The organism is Streptomyces sp. NPDC059895 (assembly GCF_042731035.1).
Taxonomy (GTDB): Bacteria; Actinomycetota; Actinomycetes; order Streptomycetales; family Streptomycetaceae; genus Streptomyces.
In genome coordinates, this window is sequence record NZ_JBHWKO010000007.1 from 215,654 (window position 1) to 240,248 (window position 24,595).

Here is a 24,595-nt window from a genome sequence, read left to right on the forward strand (position 1 = left end):
AAGGGAGCAATCAGAAAAGGCCACGAAGGTATTCCCCAGCAGTGGAGCTGTCTGGACTCTTAATGAGTGGATCAGGCGACCAGCGACCGAGTCGGTAGACGTGTCCTCACGACGGGCCGGCGGATGGCAGGCACGCAGTCGACGGGCAGAGGAGTGTCGTCACCGACCGATAGGGTGACCCGGCGCGGGACCAAAAACGGGACTGCGTTGCGGAGTTGTCTGACGGGCGAGGCATGGGGAACTGATGGCGCCGAGGCCGGGCGGCGAGACGGACAAATTCGGTAACCGCTACGAGGGCGCCTGGACGATCAGGCACGCCTTGTACGTTTTGCTCGGGCAGGGTGATTCACTCACGCTCGAACCGAACGGAATCCTGGGGGAAGGGACCGAGTTCGCCTACTGTCACGGCGGTCGCACCGCGGTGCACCAGGTCAAGCGGCAAAACCGCAATGCCAACGGCTGGAATGTCGCGTCCCTGGAGGCAAAGGGAGTCTGGCGCCACCTGCGAACCCACGCGGAGGCAGGCCACGACTTCCACTTCGTCTCATTGGTGCCAGCCCGGCCGCTTCAGGAACTCGGCGATCGCGCCCGTCGCTCCGACGACGCCCCCACCTTCGTCCGTGACTGGCTGACGGACGAACTTCGTGCCCCCTTCGACGAACTCGCGGCCCCCGGGATCTACGGCACTCCTGAATCGGCATGGCGCATGCTCCGGGCCCTGTGGGTGGAGTGGCACGATGAGCGCGACGTGGTCGACCTCAATGCGGCGCTTGCGGAACAGGCACTGGCTGGGGCACCCGGTCGCCTGGCGGCCCTCGCCTTGGGCGACCTCCTCCTCAATTCCCTGGGCACGCGGCTCGATGCGGAGGCCTTGACGGCCCGACTCTCGCAATACGGGCTGCGGTGCGCGATCCCATCGGAAGGCGCCGCTGTGGCACCGTCGGCGGGTGGGGCGATCCGGCCCGCCCCCGTCCATGACGTTCGTCGGACCACCACCCCCTTCCTCTCGGGACTGTCTGCCCCGTCCAGCATGTTCACTGGCCGGGAGGCCGCCGTAACCGGGCTGCTCTCGGCACTGGACCCGGAAGCCATCGGCGCGGGGCCGTCGGTCCACGTCGTAGCCGGACTGCCCGGCGTCGGAAAGACCGAGCTGGTGAGGCAGGTAGCCCATCGCGCCCATGGCCGAGACGGATGGTTCGCCGGTGTCCTTGCCGTCGAGCTCTACGGATACGACTCCGCGCGCCGGCAGAGCCCTGACGCGGCACTCGCCTCCCTGCTCCAGGGGTTGGGCATCGACCACGAGCACATCCCTGTGGGCATCGAGGATCGCGAGCGAATGTACCGATCGACGCTGCGCAGTCGAGCCGACCAGGGCCAGCGCACCCTCATCGTCCTCGACGACATCATGGACGCGGAACAGGCTCGCCCCCTGCTCCCGGATGACCCGCGCATCCCCGTGCTGATCACCTCCCGACACACGCTGTCCGACCTGGACGCCCGACTGCACGACCTGACCGTCCTCGATTCTGTGGACTCCATCGACCTGCTCCGCGTTGTCCTGCGAGCGAGCCGGGGGGAGGGGGACACACGGGTTGACGATGCCCCAGACATGGCAGAAGCCATCGCCCGGCAGTGTGGGAACCTCCCATTGGCGCTGCGGATTGTCGCCGCACTCCTGGCGGACCAGCCGACCCGGCCGCTGTCCTCGATGGTCCAGGCTCTGGACGACGAGCATCGCCGCCTGCGTCGGCTGAGTCGTGGGAATCTCGCAGTACGAGTCGCCTTTGAACTGTCCTACCAGCACTTGCCACCAGCCCAGGCACGGCTCTTCCGGCTCTTCGCGTTGAACCCTGGCCCCGATGTCTCTACCGAGTCCGCAGCACAGCTCTGTGATATCGACTCGGATACGGCAGAGGAACTCTTGGAGGCCCTTGGACGCGGTCACCTGGTGCAGACCATGGCCACCTACGGCCGGTGGCGCATGCACGACCTCATCCGGCTCTACGCGCTCGAAACCGGCCGGACGGAGCAGACCGACGACGATCGGTCAGCCGCTTTGGACCGGCTGCTCCGCCACTACGCGGACCGCCTGGCGGAGGCACAAAGTCACCTCATCCCAGGTCGGGATTCGGCACCCCGGTTCGGCGACCGCAGCGCCGCGCTCTCCTGGCTGGATGAAGAACGGGCAAACCTCGTCGCGGCATCACGAAAACCCCGCTTCGTAAGCGCGACATCTACGTCACTGTGGAGATGGCGGGATGTATCGGCGAATACCTGAAACTGCGGCAGGGTTTCGCCGAGTTGACGGCTGTCTACGACAAAGCCCTGGAGTATTGTACCGAAGAGGCCCCGGCCGAATTCCGTGCCGTATTCCTCGACGCACGGGGATGCGCTCTCAGAGGGCTAGCCCGGTACCCCGAAGCAGTGGCCGCACACGAGGAAGCCCTTCGTGTGTACAGGGCAGAGAGACATCTTTTGGGTGAAGCGGAGACATTGACCAACCTCGGTCACACTCTACACGAGATGCGCGAGATCGAGCAGGCCGTGCTCGTGCTGCAGAGTGCCGTTGTCCTCCAGAGCAAGGCAGGAAATTGCCGCGGCGAAGGTGCCGCCCTCAGCAATCTCGGACGCTCTTTGGACGAGTTGGGACGTCACGAGGAAGCAGTTGGCGTGTTCCGGCGAGACATCGAGATCTGCCGCCTCATTGGCGACTGGCACGGTGAGGCGGTCACCCAGAACTGTCTCGGCCTAGCTCTTAGGGCACTGGAGCGGGCCGGTGAGGCTGCGACCGCGCATGCTGCCGCGCGGGACGCTTTCCGTCGGGCCGGTGATCAGCACGGTGTCGTCATGGCTCTGACTAATCTCAGTACGGCGCTACGTGCAGGTGAACTCGGTGATGGGTTGGACGTCCTTGGAGAGGCTATCGCCCTTTGTCGTGACCTCGGGGACAAGCGCGCTGAGGGCATCGCGCTGACGAACCTCGGGGTCAGCCAACTGCAGGATGGTTCGCCGCGCGAGGCCGCCCGGACGCTGATGAGAGCGAGCAACCTACTCGAAGAGGTCGGTGCCGCCCACGGCAAGGCCAAAGCGCTGATGAACCTGAGCCTGGCATATTCCGCACTGGAGCTGCCGGATCGCGCCGCTGAAGCGCTCCGCAAGGCGATCCCGCTCCTCCAAGCGGCCCGGGACCGCCACCGGGAGGGGCACGCGCGCTTCCTACTCGCGTCGGCCCTCCGGGTGACGGCCCCAGAGGAAGCCATTTCACTCGGCACGGCGGCGGTCGCGCTGCTCGGTGAGATGCACGACGAGGCGCTGACCAAGCGGGCGACGGAGCTCCTGGCCACTATGCGGAAGTCTGTCGACGGCAGATGACTACTCTCAGCGTGTGTCGGCGGTAACCTCCCCGACGCCAGATAGATCGCGGGGTGTCGCGCCGCCTCTCCTCATCGCCGGCATCGAAGAGAAGGCAGAGGGCCTCCTTGATCCTGTTGCCAAGCGGCCTTAGTTACTCTACGTAGTCACTAGAGGTGCGACTCGATAGCACCGTCGGCCACGGATCAGGGCCCACGGGACGAGTAGGCGAGGCAGGGCGAGCCCGGCCTGGACGCACGCTGGTACGGGAAGAACGTAAGCCCCCGGTTGCCGGTGACGGCGCAGACCGCAAGTGTCGCCGTTGCGGATTCTCTGAACTAAGCGGTGACCGTCATGTCCCGTCCTGGTCAGCTGCGTAAAGTTCTGTCAACCAGCGTTCACGAGTGTCTGACGGGTGCCAGGGTGATCTCAGCATTAGTTCATGAGCACCTCTCAGAAGAGGAACCCGGAGCCGAACTCGGAGCAAGAGCCGGCGGCTTCTATAGATGCACAAAAGCGAAGAAATGAAGCGAACCGGACTCCGAGTCGTCCTGGCATTGGTATCGGCTGCTGTCGGGGGCGCGGCCAAGGCAGTCGTCGAGCACTTCCTTAAAAGCGATCAGTGAATGCGGCCAGGGGGGACGTGATAGGAGTGAGGTTGGGCCTGATTGCACTGCCATCCGAATCGGAGGTTCCTCCGGGACCTCACCGTAATCTACTGACAGCTCTGCACGATCTCTATCGACTAGCCGGATTTCCAAGCACTCGGGTGATCAGCAAGGTGATCAACCGATCGGAATTCGCTAGGGACTCTATGTCCCACCAGACCGTCGCCAATATTCTGACGGGTCGCCGCGTGCCACGCTGGCTCAAAGTGGAAGCATTGGTGGACGCGTTGCTCACCCTCGCAAGACGCGAGACAGCACTGTCCGAGCTCGATCGCTTCCGATCACTGTGGGAGTTAATCCACTCTCTCGCGGGAGACCACCATGGGGAGGCTCCTGAGCCTGAGTCTCCTCCACTCTCCCCAGCAAAGCCGATCCAGAAAACTGAGGCCAGCAGGCCGGTGGAACCTGAGTCCGAGCAGGAAAGTCCACCAACGTTCGATGCGGGGCAGGTGAAGTGGCAGATGCTGCTGGATGCATCAACGAGTGAGAAGAATTCACTTCACACTCGTATAGTCGCGGCGGGCTGGAATGGTCCAGAGATGTTCAACATCTCCCTCCTGCCCGGGGTGTGTCAGATCGAGTTGAATCTCCGACATCCCATGGGAAAGGAAATCTGGGAGGTCATGGAAGGGGGAGATTCGCGGGCGGCAACGACACTCGCCCTCCTTCTTATCTCCTGGGCCCGCATGGAAGACGAAATGCCTTCGGGGCGAGCCATGGAAAGAATCAAGACAGCTCGAATTGATTGGGGTCGATATGCGCGCCTGTTCGTCGAGCAAATCCGCAAGTAATCACGGCCGATCTCGCGATTCACCAGTGTTGATGAAGCGGGCGGCAATCTGATCAGACGTGGGGATTCCCATGAAGGCTGGAGAGTTCCTGCGTTCTTGCCGTGCGACGAGTTGGGTGATCTTCTCCTCTGCCGCGGCGAGACTGGCAGAGACGTCGAGCCGGCCGACCTGGACACCCGCCCCACGGCGGCGAAGATCCTTGGCGCCGCCCGACGGATGAACCGCCCGACCACGCAGTCATCCCTATAACGACCACGGATCTCCTCCTCAGCGGTGGTCCGGCCTCCATCGATCGTGGTCGTCATGTCGCAGTACACGAGCGCTTCCACCAGCAGCAGCTCCTCCAGCAAGGGAACTCGCTCGCCAGCACCTCCCGCAGCCCTCGTTCCTCGGCTTCCAGTAGCGCGAACGAGTGGTTGGCCACCAGCCGCGCGAGCCGCTCGTCGGCGCCACGCTCGGCGCGGAGAAACCGCGCCCGTCCAGTGGATGGAACCCTGTCACGGCCAGCCGTGGTGCGTACCTGACATCGTGAAGAGTGGCGGCAGGATGAGCAGGCTGGCATCAGTGCCGAGAACCTGACGCACCGCAACCGCGCGTTCGGACACCCCTTGAGTATGCGCCCACCGCTGGGGCAGCGGGCCGCTGAGCTCGGCTTCCGCCAACTGGTTCGCCCACTCGTCGATCTGATCACCCATGCCGTGCTCTTCGCCCGAAGAGCGTCGCGCTCAAGCCCTCGCTGGTTACGGGAAGCGAAGCGCCGAAGCCCTGGGAAGGTGATGTGCCACACACCGCCGGTGCCGGATAGCGCCGAGTTGTGGTGCCGCAGCATCGGCGACGCGCAACCGCTCCCTCGCTGTCGGCGGTGGCCGGTACCTTTGCAGTGAGTGTTGTGGTCTGCGCCTGAATCGCGGACCGATCGAGGTGCATGGGAGTGGTTGCGGGTGACGAGTGGGCGCCTGACCCTGTCGTGGGTCGGCAGGGACGAGGCCCTGCGGAACACGGCGGACGGCGGATACGAGTGGGTTTCACGGCAAGACCCGCGGAGCACCGAAGTCCGGCTACTGCAGGAAACCGGCAAGGCCGGCGATGTCACCGGCACGGCGGCGGACAACCTTCTCATTCACGGCGACAGCTATGACGCCCTGCACTCCCTGGTTCGTGACCCAGAGTACGGTGATCACTACCGCGGCAAGGTGAAGCTCGTCTATATCGATCCGCCGTTCAACACAGGTCAGGCTTTCCAGCACTACGACGACGCGCTCGAGCATTCTGTCTGGCTCACGATGATGCGTGACCGACTTGTGCTTATTCGTGACCTTCTTGCCCCTGGCGGATCGGTCTGGGTGCATCTGGACGATGCCGAGATGGCGTACTGCCGTGTTCTCATGGACGAAGTCTTTGGACGTGGCAACTTTGTCGGGACTGTCGTCTGGCAGAAGATCCACGCTCGCAACAACTCGGCCCAGCATCTCTCCTCGGTGCATGACTACCTTCTCGTCTACGCCCGCTCCAAGAGCGATCTTGTGTTCAACAAGATCGATCGCACGGAGCTGAGCGACCAGGAGTTCTGGAACCCGGACAACGACCCTCGTGGCCCTTGGCGCAGGTCGGACCTGACGGCCTCCCACGCCTACGAGGACGGCCGCTATGAGGTGGTCGGTCCACACGGTGATGTGTTTTCCCCGCGAGGTAACCGTTGGTGGTCGTGCTCAAGGGAGACATTTGACGCACTGCGTGAGGACAACCGGCTCTGGTGGGGGAAGACGGGGCGCACCTTCCCGTTCCGAAAGCGGTTCCAGTCGGAACTGGGTGGTCTCGTGCCGACCACCTTCTGGACGCACGACGAGGTCGGCGACAACCGCCAGGCGAAGGCTGAGGTGACTAAGCTCTTCGACCGGTCGCGGATCTTCTCGACCCCGAAGCCTGAGGCTCTCTTGAAGCGCGTGATCCAGATCGCCACTGACCCAGGCGACGTTGTCGTCGATGTGTTCGCCGGCTCGGGCACCACCGCTGCCGTAGCGCACAAGATGGAACGCCGTTGGGTTACTGCCGAGATCCTTGAAGAGACGGCTGAGACCTTCACCCGTCCCCGTTTGGAGAAGGTCGTCGCTGGCGACGACCCGGGGGGCATCACGAAGACCGTGGGTTGGGAAGGCGGAGGTGGCTTCAGGAGCCTCAGGGCATCGCCGTCTGCGTTCGAGATTGTCGATGGCCGAGTCTTCCTCGCGGATTGGGTCAAGGGTGAAGACTTTGCTGCCGTCGTCGCAGCCCAGTTGGGCTTTATGTACGAAAGCGTGGACGGTGGGCCGTTCTGCGGCACGAAGGGACGTGCTCGGCTGGCCGTGGTCGACGGCGTCGTGGACGAGGTCGTTGCCCGAGGCGTTCTTGGGCATTTGGATGAGGGAGAACGAGCAGTGATCGTCGGCAGGGGCGTCACGCCCGAAGCTGAGAGTCTCGTTGCGGAGCTGAGCCGGGGGTCCAAGGTGCTTAAGGCGCCTCGTGACCTGGTGCGTCGCGGGAAGGCAGTGCGATGACCTGGATTGACTACGACGCCGCGCTCGTGGACGACATCGCGGCGAGGTTGGACCTTCGGGCACCCAATGCGTCGGCCGTTCGTGCGGTTGCCGAAGCGATCGCGGGCGGGGACGGCCGCGAAGTGGTGTGCGACCTGGCGACGGGCGTTGGTAAGACGTACATCCTTGCCGGCCTGGTAGACTACTTGGCCGCGCAGGGGGTTCGGAACATCCTGGTCGTGACGCCCGGCACGACGATCCAAGACAAGACGGTCGCCAACTTCACTCCTGGGCATGCGAAGTTCGTGAACGGTAGTGACGTCGAGCCGTTGGTGATCACCTCGGACAACTTCTCCCGAGGACAGGTGGGCGACGCCCTGCACGACGACACGGTCACGAAGTTGTTCGTCTTCAACGTGCAGCAGTTGATCCGGCCCAGCGACAAGACGTCCAGGCGAGTCCGGGCCCGAGACGAGTTCATCGGCACGGGTCTCTACCAGCACCTTCAGCAGGTAGAGGACCTCGTCGTCATCGCGGACGAGCACCACGTCTACAGCTCAAGGGCCAAGTCGTTCAACCAGGCCATTGAGGACCTGGGCGCGCGGGCAGTCGTCGGACTCACCGCAACACCTGCACCAGGTGTCAAGCCGATCTTCCAGTACTCCCTCGCCGAGGCTATTGCCGACGGCTTCGTCAAGATCCCTGTGATTGTCTACCGCCCGGATGGCCGAAAGGACGAGAGCACGATCCTTGCCGACGCTTGCCATCTGCTGCGGATAAAGGACGCCGCATGGACCGCCTGGGCAGAAGCACAGGGCAAGACCCCCGTGCACCCTGTGCTGTTCGTGGTATGCCGTGACATCCCTGACGCCGAGCGTGTCGCGAACAGGCTGACAGCCGACGACATGTTTCCTGACGAGGGACAGGTGCTCACCATCACCTCGCAGTCGAGCGACACCGCACTGCGGGCCCTGGATGAGGTTGAAGAGGCCGACTCGCCGGTGCGCGTCGTGGTCTCGGTGAACAAGCTGAAGGAAGGCTGGGACGTCAAGAACATTGGGGTCATCGTCGGCCTGCGCGCTCTCGCGTCGGAGACCCTGACGGAACAGGTCCTCGGCCGAGGGCTGCGGTTGCCTTACGGGCGGCGGGTTGGTACCCCCATGGTGGACACGGTTGACCTCGTTGCTCACGAGTCCTACCGGCAGCTGCTGGCCAACAAGGACGCGCTGCTGCAACAGGTTCTGCCCGCTGACGGCGGTGACCTGGACAAGGACCGTCCGCAGCCGACCCCTGTCGCGAACCAGCCGAGCAGCGGCGATGAGCAGCAGATCCTGACCTTTACGTCCCGTCCGCGTGTCATCGGTGACGACTTGGTGGACGGCTCTCCGTTGCTGCACGTGGAGTCGTTTGACGCTGTCATGGCCCAAGGCAAGCGTGACACGAAGGCCGTCGCAACGCTTCGCGCCAAGGTCCCCGGTGCGCCGACGATCCGCTTCCCCAGGCGTGAGCGGGAGATTCTTCCTGTTCGTTTCTCCTTCAGCTACATCGACAACGCGGCCGCGCGGTCTGAGGGCGCCGCGTACAAACACGAGTTCAAGGTTCCGTTGGTGCGGCAGGCGGTCGACGCCCAGCGTGGCCTGGACAGCAAGGTGGGCACGTTCGTGACGGCAGCCGAATCGGTTGACGCCACCCAGAAGTTCATCTCAATCTCCGAGCTCCGCAACGATCTCTTTGGGCGGATCTGGAACAGCGGTTACGTGGAGGAGACGCTTGCCGAATCTCGAGCGGCCGACCGCGTTGTCCGCGAGTTCCTGGCGGGAGCCGGCGTCACCGCGGAAGACCAGGAGCACGAGTGGGGTGAACTGCGTGCCGCCCAGGCAGCCACCGCCCTCGGCAAGTTGGTCAAGTCCGCCTACGACACCCGTAAGCTCCAGCCCACGTACGCCTTCCGGCCGGTAGACGTCCCGACTGTGCCCCCGCCGCCCATGCCTTCTAACGTCGTCAGTAAGTGGGCGGATTTCCGTAAGGACCTCTGGTACGAGGGCTGGGAGCACTCGGTCGAACCGGTTGCCTCCTTCGACGCCGGCAGCACCGAGTACGCCCTGGCGCACCTGTTCGACGCGAGCCCCAGCGTCCAGTGGTGGCTGCGCAACTACGACCCGGGCCCCATCTGGATCGAGCGGGACAATGGGAAGAAGTACTACCCGGACTTCATCGTCCTTGACGCCGAAGGAACGTACTGGGTCGTGGAGGGCAAGGCCAACGATCGAGCGAATGATCCCGAGGTGCTGGAGAAGCGGCGAGCTGCTGAGGATTGGGCGCGCTTCGTCCGGGACTATGGCGAGTTCGGCACGTGGCGGTACATCTTCGCGACCGAGAAGATCATCAAGGATGCCAAGGGATCGTGGGAGTCTCTGATCGCGCTGGCCAAGCCGGAATGAGCACTCTTGCTGGGTGAGTGGGGTGGGCGGCACCACGGTGGATCCGGCGTCAGGGCGTTGAAGGCGGGGCGCCTCTGGTTCGGGGAAATGGTGCCCTGCCTGCTTTGGCGTCTCCCGGCGCCGACACCACCGCCCAGTCCTCAATGCGCCTGGAGGTAACCCGCCTGCGGCGAATGGGGCACCACATCACGCTGCCGTTGATGCTCCATGATTTGCGGAAACGGGATTGGGTGGCACCGCCCAGCACCACTCGGGATGATCTTGCATGCCCTCGCCACACTGGCGCCTGCCACACCAAGGCGGTGTGGCAGGCGCGATTTTCGCGCTGGTAAGACCGGTCCAAACCGGGGGCATTCGGAGCTCATGAACTGCGCACCCCACGCGCACCGATCACCGGTAGGGCGATTCGGATGGTGACCGCCAGCCGCGCCTCTGCCTGCGCCTGTAGAGGGCGCCAAACCCGCTACTCAGCGGCCCCCTCCTCGTCTCCAGTTCCCGGCTCCGTATCAACTGCCTCGCGCCGGTACTGCGGGTGGTCGAGATCCATTTGCCGTGCCGCGTGGAGCGGCACCGGGTAGCGGGCGCGGTCGGACCAAAACAGGGTCTGGTGGCACAGGCGTGCGGTCATGGCCGCTAGCGACTCACGCGCCTCGTCAGACGGCCCCCCGATGGGGAGAATCTCGGTGGCGGTCATGGCGTAGAAATTTTGCGGCATCTCGCCCTTGCGGCGCTTCGACCGGTCCTCCGACTGAACGGATTTCTCCGCTTCCCACCGGGTTCGCTTGGATCCCAGCCGGCCGGCGCCACTGCCATCGTAGGCGCGAGGCACGTTGCACAGCAGCCATACTGGAGTGCCGAAGTCCGTAGCGACTTCGAAGAGGAGTGTTGAGGTGTCCTTCTCGACCGGCTCGGCACCGTCCTTCTTGCCCAAGTGCGTGACGCTGACCGGCTGTGGCACTTCTTCGTCTTCCGTGTTGAGACGGATGACGGCCACTGGGGCGTCCGCGCCGAGCCGTGCCCCAGGGAGCCGGTATCGGCTGCGGCTGCCGTCACCTCCTGTCGGCTTGGGCTGCTCACCGAGGCGAATGTTCGGCAGACCGTCCCACATGCGTCGCGCAGACTGCGTGTCCACAGTGACCGTGTAGGGGATGCCGTCCAATTCGTCGATGAGGTCGCTGAGGGCCCGTTCGACCATGTCGGCGGCACCGTCCCATTTCTGGCGATAGCTCGTCGACTCTGCGGAGGGCTCGGGATAGGGGCGGGAGTGGAAGGCATTCTGAGCCGAGCGGTACGGCCGCCAGACCGGGTTCGTGGAGCTCCAGCCAAGCAGCGACCACGCCCCCTGTGGAGACTGCGGTGGGACCAGGGTGGTGGCGGTAACGACGATTTTGGGCTCACCCTTCTCGCCGAAGCGTCGGTTCTGTTGTCGCACATGCACGCCGACATGGGCCAGCCGGTCGACCGGGAATCTACTCGCGCCCTGAATGGCGTTGGAGATTCGCTCGTCGGCGATACCGAGAGAGCGGTACAGGTCGAGCAGAGCCATCTGCGCCGGGTGATCTTCGCCACCAGGCTCGATGGCACCTTCCTTCCCGCGGCCATTCAGGTACTGCGACGGGACGTCGAGGGGAGCCAGGATGGCCTTTGTCTGCGGCTTGGCGTCCAGTTCGTCCAGATCGCGCACGTCGATACCGGGGAAGTCGTCGGCGTGCGGGAATTCGGTCTCGCACCAGGCGCCGACCAGGACTCCATCGCGAGACCTGAGTGAGGCGCTCACAATCCCCAGCGCTTCCGCCCGGTCCCGCCTGCGGCCTGGCCGTAGGAAGTCCGGTACGTAATGGAAGACGGCGGTGATGCGGCCCTGATAGAGGTTGAGCTCGGCGCCCTCCTCGGTGTCCAGGCCCACGGGGCTGAGTCCGAACGCTTGGCAGAACGTCTGCAGCATGCGCTGCCGGGTCTCGTCCCGGTACCACAGGCAAGCGATGCGGAGCTTTTTGAAGCCTGCCTCGGCGACGGAGGTGCACAGCGACTCAGCTGACGGGAAGAGGCTGCCCCTCGGGCGCAAGGGCACCTTGCTACCGATCCGCTCGCGCTCCTCCTTGCGACGCTTGTACTCCTGGGCTGAGATCTTCTCGGGGTCGGTGGGGCGTCGCGGCAGGGTCATCGCGGACTGGCGCATGGACAGGCGCTGCGCGTCATCACCGAAGACGGCGTCTGCGTGATCACGCAGGATCCTCAAGTGGTGCATGCCGACGCCGGTACCAATGGGGTGTTGGTAGTTCTTCGCGGGGATGGGCCAGATCTGGCCGGGATATTCGCGGGGGAACTGGAGCTTCTCTTTGAAGGCCCTGGCCCGTTCGCGAAGTTTCTGCTCGTGTTCGGAACGATTGGCGATGGACTGCAGAATCGAGTAGTCCATTTCCAGCCGGCCGAGCGCTTGCAGGGTCTGCCGCGGGATCGTCTTCATTCCGCCCCGCCCGTTCAGCTTGACCTCAAGGATTGGGCGGCCCGCGCCGGGCTGGACGGCGAGGGCTGTCGAGCTGAAGATCAGCGAAGACGAGATACGGGAGACGCGCGCATCCAAGAGCAGCACGGGATGTTGCACGTTCGGCAGGGTCTTGAGGCGCACTGCCGTGCGGCACACGGCGTAGCGCCCGCCGCTCTCGTTCTCCCAGGGATCGTCCAGCGCGACCAGGCCGCCGGTGGTATCAGGACGCAGGGTGATCTCTCGGCCGTTGGAGAGCTGGAAGGAAACGGCTGCGAGACGTTCTGCCAGCCCCCAACACACGCTCTTGTAGAGCCAGTTCGGGGCATCAGGTTGTGCTCCCTTGGCCCCTGCCAGGTGCTCCTCCAGAGCCATTTCCCGCTCCGGAGTCCTTGCGATGCGCACCGCGAGCTCGGGCGGCTGCCGAAGATCAATCATCTCCACCTGCTCGCCGAGGGCGAGGCCGTAGGTCAGGGCGAAGGCTTTACACAGCAGAGCGCTGTCGATCGGCTGCCGAGATACCAGAAACGGTGCCGCGCCCTTGGGCTCAAAGTGCACGTAGCCGCCGGTAATCACCTGGAGCACGGTCGTGGCGATCGTGTACGGCGCCTGGGCCTCCTCCTTGCCGAAGCGCTTCCTGCACTGGCCGGTGAAGGTGCCCCACAGCTTGGCCGTCTCCGTGTCCAGCCGGCGAACATGAACCGTCGCGTTCCCCACCAGATCGGGAGTGCAACGGTAGGCCAGGGTGTGCAGGTACTTACCCGGCTCGAGGTTCTGGTCGTTCACTCGTCCTCTTCTCTTTTCAGTGGGTGAGGGTCGGGTCGATGCCCGCATAGGAGAGGAAGGCGTTCAGGGCTTCCCCGTACAGGTCGTTCATCTGCCGTTTCACCGACGGCGGCCACTGCTCGTGGATACGGCGCAGGACGGTTTCCAGGTCCGAGCTCCAGGTGTCCTCGTGGAAGGCGTAGTCGACCAAGTGCAGGACGGCTTCAGTGCCGCCGCGACGGGCCCGTCCGGCCAGCTGGATCAGATCGACGACGACACCCGCGACGACCTCTTCCTGGAGCGACTTGGGCATGGAGGTGAACTGGGGCGTCGCGCGCAGGATCAGTTCGAGCCGCTGCCATGCCGCAGTGCGTGCTTGCTCCAACGCCTCGTCGGGGTCCGCGGTACCGCCCTCCGGGAGTGCGTGCAGCCCGGCTGCGTTGACGCTCGCGTACATCTCCGCAGGTTCGGCGAACAACGCCAAAGGACGGACGCAGAGGTAGACCGAGCGCACAGCGGAGCGGATACCGACGACGATGTTCAGACCGCGGGCGATGAGGGCCAGGGGGACGACCAGGACGTTTCCGTAATCCGGAAAATCCTCGAACTGCTCGGCAGTGAGGCGAGTGGCGATGTTCTCCCGAGGCAGGTCGGCATCGGGGCTGTGCCGGTCGCCGTCCCTCACGGCCACGCAGAGCCCTTCGCGGTAGGCGCCGGCCTGAGCGATACCTCGGGCCAGCCAGGAACACTGCTGATAGGAGTTGGCCACGACCAGGACGTGCGCGCGGTCCTTGTCCTTGGCACGCTGCCGCTCCAGCTCCCGATGGATGTACTGGTCGTACAGCTCCGAGCCGAGCTCGATCAGGGCACCCTTCTTGCGGCTGGGGTGCTGGCCCGAAATCTTGATCGGCTCGCCGTACATAGGGTGTCCCTCGCCGTACTCGATACGGTGACGCCGAGCGCGGATCGAGCGGGCCTGGGCATCGGTCATCCACCAGCGCACCGGCGCGTGGACGTGCTCGCGTACCGCCTGGGGAAAGTACGCAGTGGCGGACAGGCCCATGACGGGACGCTCGATTCCGGCCAGGCACAGTGAGACAAGGCCGCCCAGCTCGGCGGTGAAGGTGTGCGGGTCGCCGGCGATGCTCTGCGCGACGAGCTCGGCTTCGCTCTCCTTCTTGTCCAGGCCGGTTACCCGATATCCCGTGATCGAGCGCCCCAACAGGCCGAGCGGGAGGACGGCCGAGACGGCGCTCGGGCTGAGCGCCTCAGCGATCCGCTGTGCAGAGCGAAGCCCCGAAGGGCGGTAGTGCTGTACGCAGGAGCGCAGTTCAGAGAGTGCCTCGTCCAGCTCGGTCATGGTCGCCCGGGTCACGAGCAAGTTAACCGCCTGGGCGCGCTGATGCGGGTCCTTCACCCGTGACTCCAGCAGCTGGTGCAGATCGAGCTTCACAGCGTCGAGCAGTTGCTGGCCACGCGGAGCCACCAGCGCCTCCAGCGCACGACGAATCTCGTCCCACCCCACTTCTGTCGGATCGCTCTCTCTGGAGCGTGTCTGCAGGTAGCGGGCGGGCATGAGGTCTCGGAGGCGCCGAGCGAGATCAGCCGGAAGATTCGCCTCTCCGGAGGCGGCCAGGTCCGGCCAGAGCAGACGCACCAGCTGCCGGTCGCGACCGCGGGCCAGGTGCCAGCGCAGCCCGGTGCGGTCCGGCACACGGTTCCCTGCGCGGTCGTCGTCTCGGACGTCCAGGCGCAGCGCGTTGCTACACACGGCGAGCAGGAGAAACTCAGCCATCAGGCGTACCTGGCCCACCGACGGCAGCAGGTTGGCCTCACCCGAGATCGGCAGCCTCTTCGCGTCCGTGTCCATCTCTTGCGGAGCCGCCGTCCAGTGCCTCCGCGAGTGCAGGATCACCTCGCCAGCGCATCGGTCTACCGCCCTCGACTGGAACTGGTCAACCTCGTCGACCAGGACGGCGTGACAGGTGCGCAACGCGAATTCGGCAACGCTCACCCCCTGGACGGGACGCCCGTCAAGGTTCACGCCGATACGCAGGTTGCCCTGGAGAAAGGCGAAGTGATTCGTCACTACCACGTGCGCCGAGCAGGCTTCGTACACGGGGGCGAACTTGCCGCAGGTGGGAATCCAGGGGCAGGCGGATGCCCCCAGGTCCTGCCGGTACAGCGACAGGCAAGGCTCACGGCCAGGCGGATAGTCGGCGTTGGACTCCAGTAGCGGTCGCTGGGCGCATCCGTAGGAGAGGGGGTCCACGTCGCGTTCGCCGTTCTCCCCCCATTCTCCCGGCGCCTGCGGATTTTCTTCGATGAGCCGGGCCAGCTTGTGCGCACGGTCGTGCATGCCTGATGACGACATCAGGTGCGCGCAGCCGGTCTCGTGCTTGATGACGTCGAGACCCTGCAGAACACGCAGGTCGGACCGGATCTTGCGGGTGATGGCCAGACACGCCTTGATGTCGGGCAACACGATGGCCACCCGGTGGCCCTGCTGGGCGAACCATGCGGCCAGGACTCGTACCAAGACGCTCTTGCCCGTCCCGGTTGGCGCGTGGAAGATCTCCAGGCCGCCAGCCGTCAATCGCAGGGCTTCTTGGGGGCTGATGGAGTCGGACGTCTGCAGGACGGAGAACAGGCCCTTGAGGACGGTGTGGAGGTACCGCTTCCCTTCCGGTTCGCCGCTCTCGATCTGCGTGGCCAGTTCGAGTAGATCTTCCGTAGGGATACGCGGGTCGTCCAGCGGGGACACGGTGTCGACATGGGGCAGCCGGTCATGGCCGAATGCCTCGGTGAAGCCGGGATAGGTGGGGATCGTCAACTGGCCATGCACCTGACCGACACTCTGCACGCTGATCTCCCCCGTCTTCCAGAACCCGGGGCCGGCGAACTCGGGAGGTTTCGGCCGCGCGCTGGGCCGCCGGTATCGGGAGATCTGCCGGTCGACGTAGGCCAGCAGGTCACCGCCGACCCGAGGGATCGCCGCCTCGGCAGTGAGCGGGTCTCCGCCTGCGGGTTCGAAGGTGAGCAGCTTCTGGGGCCCATCAGGATCCTCGTCGCCGAGGGCGGTGAGCAGTGCGCGGGCGGCGGGGGTGAAGTTCCGTACATCGCTGAACTTGCCGGGGGCGGTGCGGTATACGTCGACGATGCGACGACGTTCCTCGCTCGTCAGTTTCGGCCACCGGTCCCAGGCCCTGAACTGGCCGGACAGCAGGAAGGCCGCCTTCCTGAAGGGAGCGGCGGGCGCATCGTTGTCAGCGGACGTGTCAGGGAAGTAATAGGCGGCCAGCGCGAGTGAGGCGCACACGGATGTCTGCTCTACGGAGGGCTCGCTCATGACCAGGCCACCCCCGAACGCTCGCAGACCATCTCGCCGAACTCGGACGCCGTGGCCACCTTCAGCCCGTATTTCGCCCCCACTCCCGACAACAGGTGCACCTGGCTGCCGCGGTGGTCCGGAACCACCAGCCACTCTGCTCCCCCGCTGTCGCCTTCCTGAGCGTGGATCAGTTGCGCGAGCGCGGTGCCTGATGTGTAGTCCTTCACGTCGACGCGCACTTGCTCCTTCTTCCGCGCCCGCTTGGGGCCGACGTGTACGCACAGGTCGTAGGCGTCAAGGGCGGGCCACAGTTCCACCTTGAGGCCGCGTTCGACCAACCGATCCCGCAGTGCCAGTTCTGCCAGCCCAGGGACACAGGTGTACCGCCACACACCCCGGACCAGGGACTTGTGCGCCTCAATAGGTTTCGCCTCCGGGATGCGCTCCAGGTCGGGCCAGAGGACTGCCCCCCGCTCGTCCGGGGGCGGAGGGGACGGCTCCGGTAGCAGCTCAGGCGGCACAATTCCTTCTACCGGCCGGAAGCGGTACGTGGCGCCCATCTCCTGGTGCGGTGCGTGCCAGCAGGCGACCACACCGATCTGCTGCCCCGCCTCGCGGCGCAGCGCGACGCGCATCGGCCACCGGCATACGGGGCACGCGAACCACCAACCCCGGTACCTGGAGGCATAGGGGATGTCCTCGTACAGATCCGCGACCAGCGGCGGCAGCCTGAGCTCGCTCAACTCACTGACCGGGCCCGCCGGGTAGCGGATCAGATCGGTACGCCCGCTCTCATAGACCTTCTGGCTGCCCGCCTTGCATAGCTGAGTGAAGGCTGTCTCCTGCGCAACCTCGTCGTCCAAATCCCTCCCGCTGAGCAGCCCGGCACCCCGGCCGCTCTTCTGCAGAATGCGAAGCACCAGGCGCTGCTCAGCGGCGATGTCGAAAGCGTCCTCCGTTACGTACCCGTCGGCATCGACAGCGCGGAGTTCATCGACGTCCCACCCAGGCACACCTTCGGGCAAGAGCAGGGAGGGATCACCACGCACCTGACGCCGGAAATCCGCAAAGGACAGCTCACTGCCCGGCCCGCGCGCCGCCAGCAAAGCGCCATGACACTCCATCAAGACCCCAAGGCGGGCGGAGGGGCTCACGCCAGGGGCCGTCATCGCGTCGGCGGCACGAAGGACCGAGCGAGCTACCAGGGACTTCACCCATAGCTCGTCGACCGGCCGAACGCCATTGTTCGTCGCGTTGTCCATGAGCCCAAAGGGTAAGAGCTGCCACTGACAATTCGCCGGGCCTCGTACGAAACAGACGCATTATGAGCATGCGTCAGCAAGCGCAACGACACCCGTGGTATCAACATTCGGATACCGAAGGCGGTACTCGTCCAGATACTCAACCGCGTGACGTAGACCGACCGGCGTCAGCCTCCACCGGTACCCGACGACGTGACTCCCGTCGGTCGCTAGTACCGGTACTTCGTCGATGAACCCCCGGCTCGGCCGCCCTGCGGATCGGTTCTTGTAGCCGACGCCCAGGTAGAACGGAGCCCGGCCGGACAGCGAGTCCCGGTCCAGCCCATCTGGGCCCGCCTCGGCCACCCGGGCCATGACGCCCCAGAGCCACTCGGACAGCAGAGGCACGTCCGGCTGCTGCTCCGCATGCTCACCCAGTCCAGCGCGGGCGGCCGCCCTCCCTCGCCTTGTCATTTCCACCCGAACCCTGCTCACCTCGCCGGCTTCAGGGTGATGCACCAGATCAGTGCTGGTCACCAGGAGCCCTCGGCGCGCCAACGCGTGTACCGTCGCCCCGGCTCCAGGGTCATGAACTCCGTTGTGCCGCAACCGTTCCTGCAGCCGGGTGTAGCCCACGACGTTCGCTGGTGCGTGGAGAGCGAGGGGGAGCTTGCGCCACTCCGCAGGACGAGGCACAGGCAGATGATGAGTACGGCGCATCCACACCTCCGTCTCCGTCATGCGCTCGTCCCGCAGGATCTCGCCGAGGTAGACCTGCTGCCGTGCGTTCAGTGATTGCCAGGCAGCCTCGGCCGAATCGCTCGAACTCTGCTGGGGCTGACGCCTCGGGCGTACCGGCGCCAAGTCATTAGGACGGGAACGCATCCATGCGTCCACGACCATGCGCACGGGCACGCCGTATGTCTTGGCGAGCGCGGCAGGCAATCGCCCCACTATGTCGCGATCGCGCCAATTACGCCCCAGCACGGGGCGTCCCTGCTCCAAGGCGGAGAGCCTCGGGGCCGACAGACACAAGTCGCGCCCGACGGGCGTCCGGCGCAGCATTTCCACCGCCTGATCGAGCGTCAGGCCAGCAGTAAACCGCAGGTCGACGAGCCCCTCTTCGCCGCGGCGAACCCCGGTGAGCTCCTCCACGTCGCAGTGCAGCGCCGCCGCCATCCTCTGCAGTCGCTGCGGAGTGGGCGTGTGTCGCCCTTGCTCGTAGAAGAACACCATGCGTGTCGAGACCCCGATTCGCCAGGCAAGTTCAGCCTTCGACAACCCCGCACGCTCCCGCAGCGCCACGAGGCGGCTGGGAGTGATCACGCGAACAGGCAAGGGCATCTCTCCATGGAACTGCAATGAAGACTTCATGGCAATGGGCTTACCGATGTCGACTGCGAACGGATGCTTCGTCCAGCCTGTAGCCGACCCGGTCCGTGGGCTCCATGTGATCGACTCAAGCAGGTGCTTCTTGCTGGGCTACAGCCTGGAATCTGTGTGAGCGATGCGTGAGCGGACGGCGCGACATGTGGCGGACGGAGCAGCGCGAGTGAATGCGGCACCACTTCGCTGACCTGTGTAAACAGGATATGGCGGCAGGTGGCGACACCCGTGTCACGATCATGCAGGCTCGAAAGCGGCTCCATGCTGAACCCCGGGTCTCGCCTCTGAGCTGGCATTTCTTAGACCGGCTCCCGGTCAACCGCGAAATTGGTAGTTCGTTGGGGGCGATGGTTGTGGCGTTCCGGCAATGGGTGCGTGCTCTTTGGGCACTCCCAGGGGATGAGCCCCGATCGCGTCCTGGTGTCGAGCGCGCCGCGGTCGCCCGCATCCGCCGCGCCGCCGGCGCCCACCGCGTACGCCACTACATCCGCCCGCGGGTTGACCAAATCGCCCAAATCGCCGCCGCGTACAAGCCGCGCAAGGCCGGCCACGAGGCGGCGACCGACTGCCTCGCCCCCACCGTCACGACGGCGCAGGCAGCGCGGCGCCTCGGGGAGAGCTGCCGCCCACGACGCTCAGGATCTTCGAAAGCGCGCATTTTACGCCCGCCCTACTGGACGGTAACCGGCCTTGGGTGGCGCCCACCTGAACGGAGAAGGGGCACCTCCACCCGATCCGCCAAGGCCACTAAGAAGAAGAGGCAAGCGGCCTCGGAGCCGATGTCCACGGGAACCGGTCCGAGGCCTGACGAGAACCTGAACCAACCAGGAGTGAACGTGAACCCTGCACAGTCCGCCGCCGCCCTCGCCGCCCCGTCACAGTTCGACACCGACGCCCGTCCCGCCGATCCCACCGTCCGCGACCGCGCTGCCCTGGCCCTCATCCCGTCCGCGCCGGCGTGCGTCGCCTGGTCGTGGTGCACCGCCACCGGCAACCACGAGATCCACACCTCCCACGATGTCACCATCGACCAGCCCGGCGGCAGGACCGTCCTGCAGGCCTGTGTCATGGCCGAGGGCGGCTGCGACGGCGACCCCGGCCTCGCCCCGTTCATCGCGTACTGCGAGACCGACCTCACCCCCGATGGGCTGCGCACCGAGGTCGCCCGCATCCGCGCCACCTTGCCCCGTCTGGAGGCGCTGGCGGACATCGTTGACGGCACCCGGACAAAGCTGTCGGCCGCCCAGGTTCTCGACAACCTCGACCGATTCCTTACCACCGACGGAGAGCCGAAGGTCACCGCCTTCGTCGACTACGTCAAGGAACTGGTCGGCGAGTCCGACGACCCCGCCGCAACGGTGCAGGACATCGCCTTCACCATCGCCCACTACAAGGCCGGCGAGGCCGCCGCAGCCCGCCGAGCCCTCACCGAGTTCCTCGCCGGGCGCGACATCACTCAGATTGCGGCCGACGGCCCGAACGGTGACTTGCTGACCGAGCCGCTCTACTTCCGCGAGCGCGATGGCCGCCGCTTCCTGGTGACGCCGGTCGGTGCGGACCCGGCCGCAACGCTGGAGTACCTGCGCGGTGTGTTCACCGCCGAGGAGCCGACCGCGCCAAAGGCACGCACCTGGTCCATCAGCACCGAGAGCGGGACGACCGTGAGCGGCCACCTCCCGGCGTGGGCCGAGGACGACCCGAGCAAGACCGATCTGCCCGACGACAAGCTGCACATCCACCTCGCCGATGTGACGCATTACCAGGCCTTCCCCGGCCAGCCGATGGTGATCAACACTCCGTTCGGCATCGATGGGGGGCGCGACATCTACGAAGAGAACGTGTTCCGCGCGACGATCACGTGCTCCCCGCATTCTTCCGTCCCCGACCACCGTGTCCCGACCGCGACCATTGCGGTCGTCGAGGACTGCGTCATGGAGGACTTGGACGCGAAGGGCGTCACGGACATCGCGGCCAAGCTGCGGGCGCAGGCCGACCGCCTCGACCAGGTCGCCGTCGACCTGGCCGGCGCTCGCGCCGACTGGTCCGAGAACGCCCAGGTGACGGCCTGACCGAGCAGCGGCCCGGTGTCCCAGCGCCCCGACCGTCCCCCTGGAATGGCTTGCGAGGCGTCGACGACCAGGGGGAATCCCCTGCGCCCTGGCGTTCGCCAGGGACTTTTCGGGCACTTTCACGTCTGTCCCGGGGACATCCGAGGGACTTTCCGCTGAGTAAACAGGGAAGGCACGGACAGCGACCGAAAGAAACGAACGCGCTGGTCAGGGCCTGTTTCCCTAGCACTCGATGATGTTCACCGCGAGCCCTCCGCGCGCCGTCCCCTTGTACTTCATGGACATGTTCGCGCTGGTGTACGTCATGGCCTTGATGACCTTGCCGGCCTCGACATACGTGTGTGCCCTCCATCTCGTTGGCAGGCCCCCGTGAACCGCCCGCCCGCCCGCCTTCGCCACCCGCCGTGCCCTTGCCGTCCTTGTCTTGGCCGTGTGAACCGCCTTGGCCGTGGCACTGATCAGCGAACCGGAGGTTAGGGCGAATCGCCCGGTTTCGAGGCGGCTGGGCGGAGGTTCGCCATTACGAAACCCGTGACGCCGTTCTCAGTGCCGCGTTCGGGTCCTCGTCTCATACTCACCACCTGCTGGCGGGACTCTATGACGGCGGCACGCATCTCACTGCTCACCTTGCCGCGCTGCAGGGCGGGGCCGTCGCGGATGCTCTCGGCGGGCGCCCCGGTCGGCAACCACCAACCCGGACGTGGGGGTCAGCCGGATGATCGAAGGAGCACCGGTACGCGTGGTGGTCCGGGCCGGAACTGGCCTTAGTCGGTGCGGTGCGCTTGATGCGCGTGCGCGGCGAGGACTGAACTACGGATCTAAGGAGCGCCGGTGGCACCGCCGGTTCGGGCATTGCGAGGCCCCTTCGGCGAGCACTCTCCGTGAAGACTGGGGGAGGATCAGGTGCTTCTGATGCTCCGTCACCATCTCAAGATCATCTTGCACGCGCGTTGCACAAGGTGATGAAAAACAGCGATGACCAATGGAAGAGCGCGAAAGGGTGTAACCGCAGGTCAGTAGGTGTTTAGGAGTGTCGTGCCCCTCGTCTCCCAGGAGCACGACACTCCGCCGGTCAGATGTCCCGGAAGATCTCGATCTGCGCCCCCACCGAGTTCAGCCGCTCGGCCAGGTCCTCGTACCCCCGGTTGATGACGTACACGTTGCGCAGCACGGACGTGCCCTCCGCCGCCATCATCGCCAGCAGGACGACCACGGCGGGGCGCAGGGCCGGTGGGCACATCATCTCGGCGGCGCGCCAGCGGGTCGGGCCCTCCACCAGGACGCGGTGCGGGTCGAGGAGCTGGAGGCGGCCGCCGAGGCGGTTGAGGTCCGTCAGGTAGATGGCGCGGTTGTCGTAGACCCAGTCGTGGATGAGGGTCTTGCCCTGGGCGACGGCGGCGATGGCCGCGAAGAAGGGGACGTTGTCGATGTTCAGGCCGGGGAACGGCATCGGGTGGATCTTGTCGATGGGCGCCTCCAGCTTGGAGGGCCGCACGGTCAGGTCCACCAGACGGGTGCGGCCGTTGTCGGCGACGTACTCGGGCGTGCGGTCGTGGTCGAGGCCCATCTCCTCCAGCACGGCCAGCTCGATCTCCAGGAACTCGATCGGCACCCGGCGCACGGTCAGCTCGGACTCGGTGACCACGGCGGCGGCGAGCAGGCTCATCGCCTCGACCGGGTCCTCGGAGGGGGAGTAGTCGACGTCGACGTCGATGTGCGGCACGCCGTGCACGGTGAGGGTGGTGGTGCCGATGCCCTCGACCTCGACGCCGAGCGCCTCCAGGAAGAAGCACAGGTCCTGGACCATGTAGTTGGAGGAGGCGTTGCGGATGACCGTGACGCCGTCGTGGCGGGCGGCGGCCAGCAGGGCGTTCTCGGTGACGGTGTCGCCGCGCTCGGTCAGGACGATCGGCCGGTCCGGGCGGACGGCGCGGTCGACCTGGGCGTGGTACTGCCCCTCCGTCGCGGCGATGTCCAGCCCGAACCGGCGCAGCGCGATCATGTGCGGCTCGATGGTCCGCGTGCCGAGGTCGCAGCCGCCGGCGTACGGCAGCTTGAAGGCGTCCATGCGGTGCAGCAGCGGGCCGAAGAACATGATGATGGAGCGGGTGCGGACGGCGGCCTCGGCGTCGATCGCCCCCATGTCCAGCTCGGCCGGCGGCACGATCTCCAGGTCGACGCCGTTGTTGATCCACCGCGTCCGGACGCCGATCGAGTTCAGCACCTCCAGCAGGCGGTAGACCTCCTCGATGCGGGCGACCCGGCGCAGTACCGTGCGCCCCTGGTTGAGCAGTGCGGCGCACAGCAGGGCCACGCACGCGTTCTTGCTGGTCTTGACGTCGATGGCACCGGACAGCCGCCGCCGCCCCACGACGCGCAGATGCATCGGCCCCGCGTAGCCGAGCGAGACGATCTCGCTGTCGAGGGCCTCACCGATCCGCGCGATCATCTCAAGGCTGATGTTCTGGTTGCCGCGCTCGATGCGGTTGACGGCGCTCTGGCTGGTTCCGAGCGCCTCGGCCAGCTGTGCCTGTGTCCAGCCCCGGTGTTGCCGGGCGTCACGGATGAGCCTGCCGATGCGTACGAGGTAGTCGTCTGCCATGAGGCTGAGGTTATCTCAGATATGAGATCGTACCTCTCTCAGGGGGCCATTCGGGTGACGGCGGCGGTGACGGTGACGGCCCGTCAGCGGCGCTTGGCCGTCCGCGTGCGGCGCCACCCGAAGGGGCCGGGCAGGTCCATCGACGTCGTACGGCGTCCGGTGCTGCTGTGGGTGTGGCGCGGGCCGTGCGAGCCGCCGCCGGTGGTGATGGACCACGACCGCCGGTTGATGTTCAGCCGAACGCCCGGCAGGATGCGGAAGCTCTTGCGGAAGGTGAGGGGCATCGGAACCTCCTTCTGTGGACCGTGGGAGTGTGCTTCGCCCTTCGTCTACCCCGGCCCCGCCGCGCCATGACCGGCTCTCACCGGCCTTACGCCGTCAGGGACTTGACTCGGCGTAGCGTCAGCACGGTCTCCGCCTCGCGGACCGGCCGTCCCGTCGCGGCGGCTCCGGCACCGCCCGGTCGGCGGCGTCGTCCAGGGCGACCGGCGTCCTCGCCGTGGGCGGTGGCGCGGGCAGGTGTGGGGCCCGCTCCTCGCCGGGGCCGAGGGCGCTGAGCTTGTGCGGCCGGCGCGGGGAGGGAGTCGCCGTAGTGGGCGCGCAAGGGTGCGCAGACGCCGGTAGCGGCGCGCGACGGTCTGGTCGGAGACGCCCGGCACCCGTGCGATCCGGCTGAACGGCCCGCGCCGGGACTGCGGCGGACTGTGGCGGGGCTGCAGCGGGTCCGCAGCCGGGACTGCGGCGGGTCTGCGGCGGGACTGAGGCAGGGCTGCGGCGGGTCTGCGGCGGGACTGAGGCAGGGCTGCGGCGGGTCCGCGGCGGGACTGAGGCAGGGCTGCGGCAGGGCTGCGGCGGACGCCACGGGGAACCCGGGCATGACCAAACAGCCCCCATGTACTAGAGTTATCTCGACATCGAGATATCTGCCGAGGCGCACCGCAGCCGCACGCAC

Annotated in this window: 12 protein-coding genes and 1 pseudogene; 6 read left to right on the plus strand and 7 right to left on the minus strand. The window is 66.0% G+C overall.

The features are described from left to right. Nucleotides 1-244: 244 nt before the first annotated feature. The 3 genes from ACFV9M_RS11445 (at nt 245) to ACFV9M_RS11455 (ending at nt 4,810) form a co-directional block, all read left to right on the plus strand. Entirely contained in the window at nt 245-2,278 is a 2,034-nt protein-coding gene (locus ACFV9M_RS11445) for an NB-ARC domain-containing protein (protein WP_385062694.1), read from the plus strand. Further along, the gene (locus ACFV9M_RS11450) at nt 2,251-3,372 is read left to right on the plus strand and encodes a tetratricopeptide repeat protein (RefSeq protein WP_385062894.1); all 1,122 of its coding nucleotides are present in this window, start codon (nt 2,251-2,253) and stop codon (nt 3,370-3,372) included. Before ACFV9M_RS11445 ends, ACFV9M_RS11450 begins: the two co-directional genes overlap by 28 nt. Before the next feature lie 748 nt (nt 3,373-4,120). After that, nucleotides 4,121-4,810, plus strand: a complete 690-nt coding sequence (locus ACFV9M_RS11455; RefSeq protein WP_385062692.1) for a hypothetical protein — start codon at nt 4,121-4,123, stop codon at nt 4,808-4,810. 173 nt (nt 4,811-4,983) lie between these two features. Here ACFV9M_RS11455 and ACFV9M_RS11460 read toward each other — a convergent pair. Continuing rightward, nucleotides 4,984-5,505, minus strand: a pseudogene (locus ACFV9M_RS11460) (HD domain-containing protein); the annotation flags it as partial. Between the two features lie 246 nt (nt 5,506-5,751). Here ACFV9M_RS11460 and ACFV9M_RS11465 point away from each other — a divergent pair. Beyond that, the gene (locus ACFV9M_RS11465; RefSeq protein WP_385062691.1) at nt 5,752-7,344 is read left to right on the plus strand and encodes a site-specific DNA-methyltransferase; all 1,593 of its coding nucleotides are present in this window, start codon (nt 5,752-5,754) and stop codon (nt 7,342-7,344) included. Next, nucleotides 7,341-9,764, plus strand: a complete 2,424-nt coding sequence (locus ACFV9M_RS11470; RefSeq protein ID WP_385062689.1) for a DEAD/DEAH box helicase family protein — start codon at nt 7,341-7,343, stop codon at nt 9,762-9,764. Before ACFV9M_RS11465 ends, ACFV9M_RS11470 begins: the two co-directional genes overlap by 4 nt. Nucleotides 9,765-10,227: 463 nt before the next feature. Here the strand turns inward: ACFV9M_RS11470 and ACFV9M_RS11475 are convergent, their stop codons facing one another. Genes ACFV9M_RS11475 through ACFV9M_RS11490 form a run of 4 tightly spaced genes read right to left on the minus strand, consistent with a single transcriptional unit; the run spans nt 10,228 to nt 18,960 of the window. Beyond that, nucleotides 10,228-13,035 (minus strand): RNaseH domain-containing protein, encoded by a 2,808-nt coding sequence (locus ACFV9M_RS11475; protein WP_385062687.1) that lies wholly within the window; start codon nt 13,033-13,035, stop codon nt 10,228-10,230. A gap of 16 nt (nt 13,036-13,051) precedes the next feature. Continuing rightward, nucleotides 13,052-16,363, minus strand: coding sequence for a hypothetical protein (locus ACFV9M_RS11480; protein ID WP_385062685.1), 3,312 nt, complete (start codon nt 16,361-16,363; stop codon nt 13,052-13,054). After that, a complete protein-coding gene (locus ACFV9M_RS11485; protein WP_385062684.1) occupies nt 16,360-17,607 on the minus strand; it encodes a hypothetical protein in 1,248 nt (415 codons plus the stop codon). Before ACFV9M_RS11485 ends, ACFV9M_RS11480 begins: the two co-directional genes overlap by 4 nt. Before the next feature lie 60 nt (nt 17,608-17,667). Next, the gene (locus ACFV9M_RS11490) at nt 17,668-18,960 is read right to left on the minus strand and encodes a helix-turn-helix domain-containing protein (RefSeq protein WP_385062682.1); all 1,293 of its coding nucleotides are present in this window, start codon (nt 18,958-18,960) and stop codon (nt 17,668-17,670) included. Between the two features lie 848 nt (nt 18,961-19,808). On the opposite strand from ACFV9M_RS11490, the gene ACFV9M_RS11495 reads away from it, so the two are divergent. Next, the gene (locus ACFV9M_RS11495; protein WP_385062680.1) at nt 19,809-21,041 is read left to right on the plus strand and encodes a DUF6907 domain-containing protein; all 1,233 of its coding nucleotides are present in this window, start codon (nt 19,809-19,811) and stop codon (nt 21,039-21,041) included. A 1,072-nt stretch (nt 21,042-22,113) separates the two neighbouring features. Here the strand turns inward: ACFV9M_RS11495 and ACFV9M_RS11500 are convergent. Next, entirely contained in the window at nt 22,114-23,643 is a 1,530-nt protein-coding gene (locus ACFV9M_RS11500) for a helix-turn-helix domain-containing protein (RefSeq protein WP_385062678.1), read from the minus strand. An 83-nt stretch (nt 23,644-23,726) separates the two neighbouring features. Then, the gene (locus tag ACFV9M_RS11505; protein ID WP_385062676.1) at nt 23,727-23,927 is read right to left on the minus strand and encodes a DUF4236 domain-containing protein; all 201 of its coding nucleotides are present in this window, start codon (nt 23,925-23,927) and stop codon (nt 23,727-23,729) included. Nucleotides 23,928-24,595 lie beyond the last annotated feature (668 nt).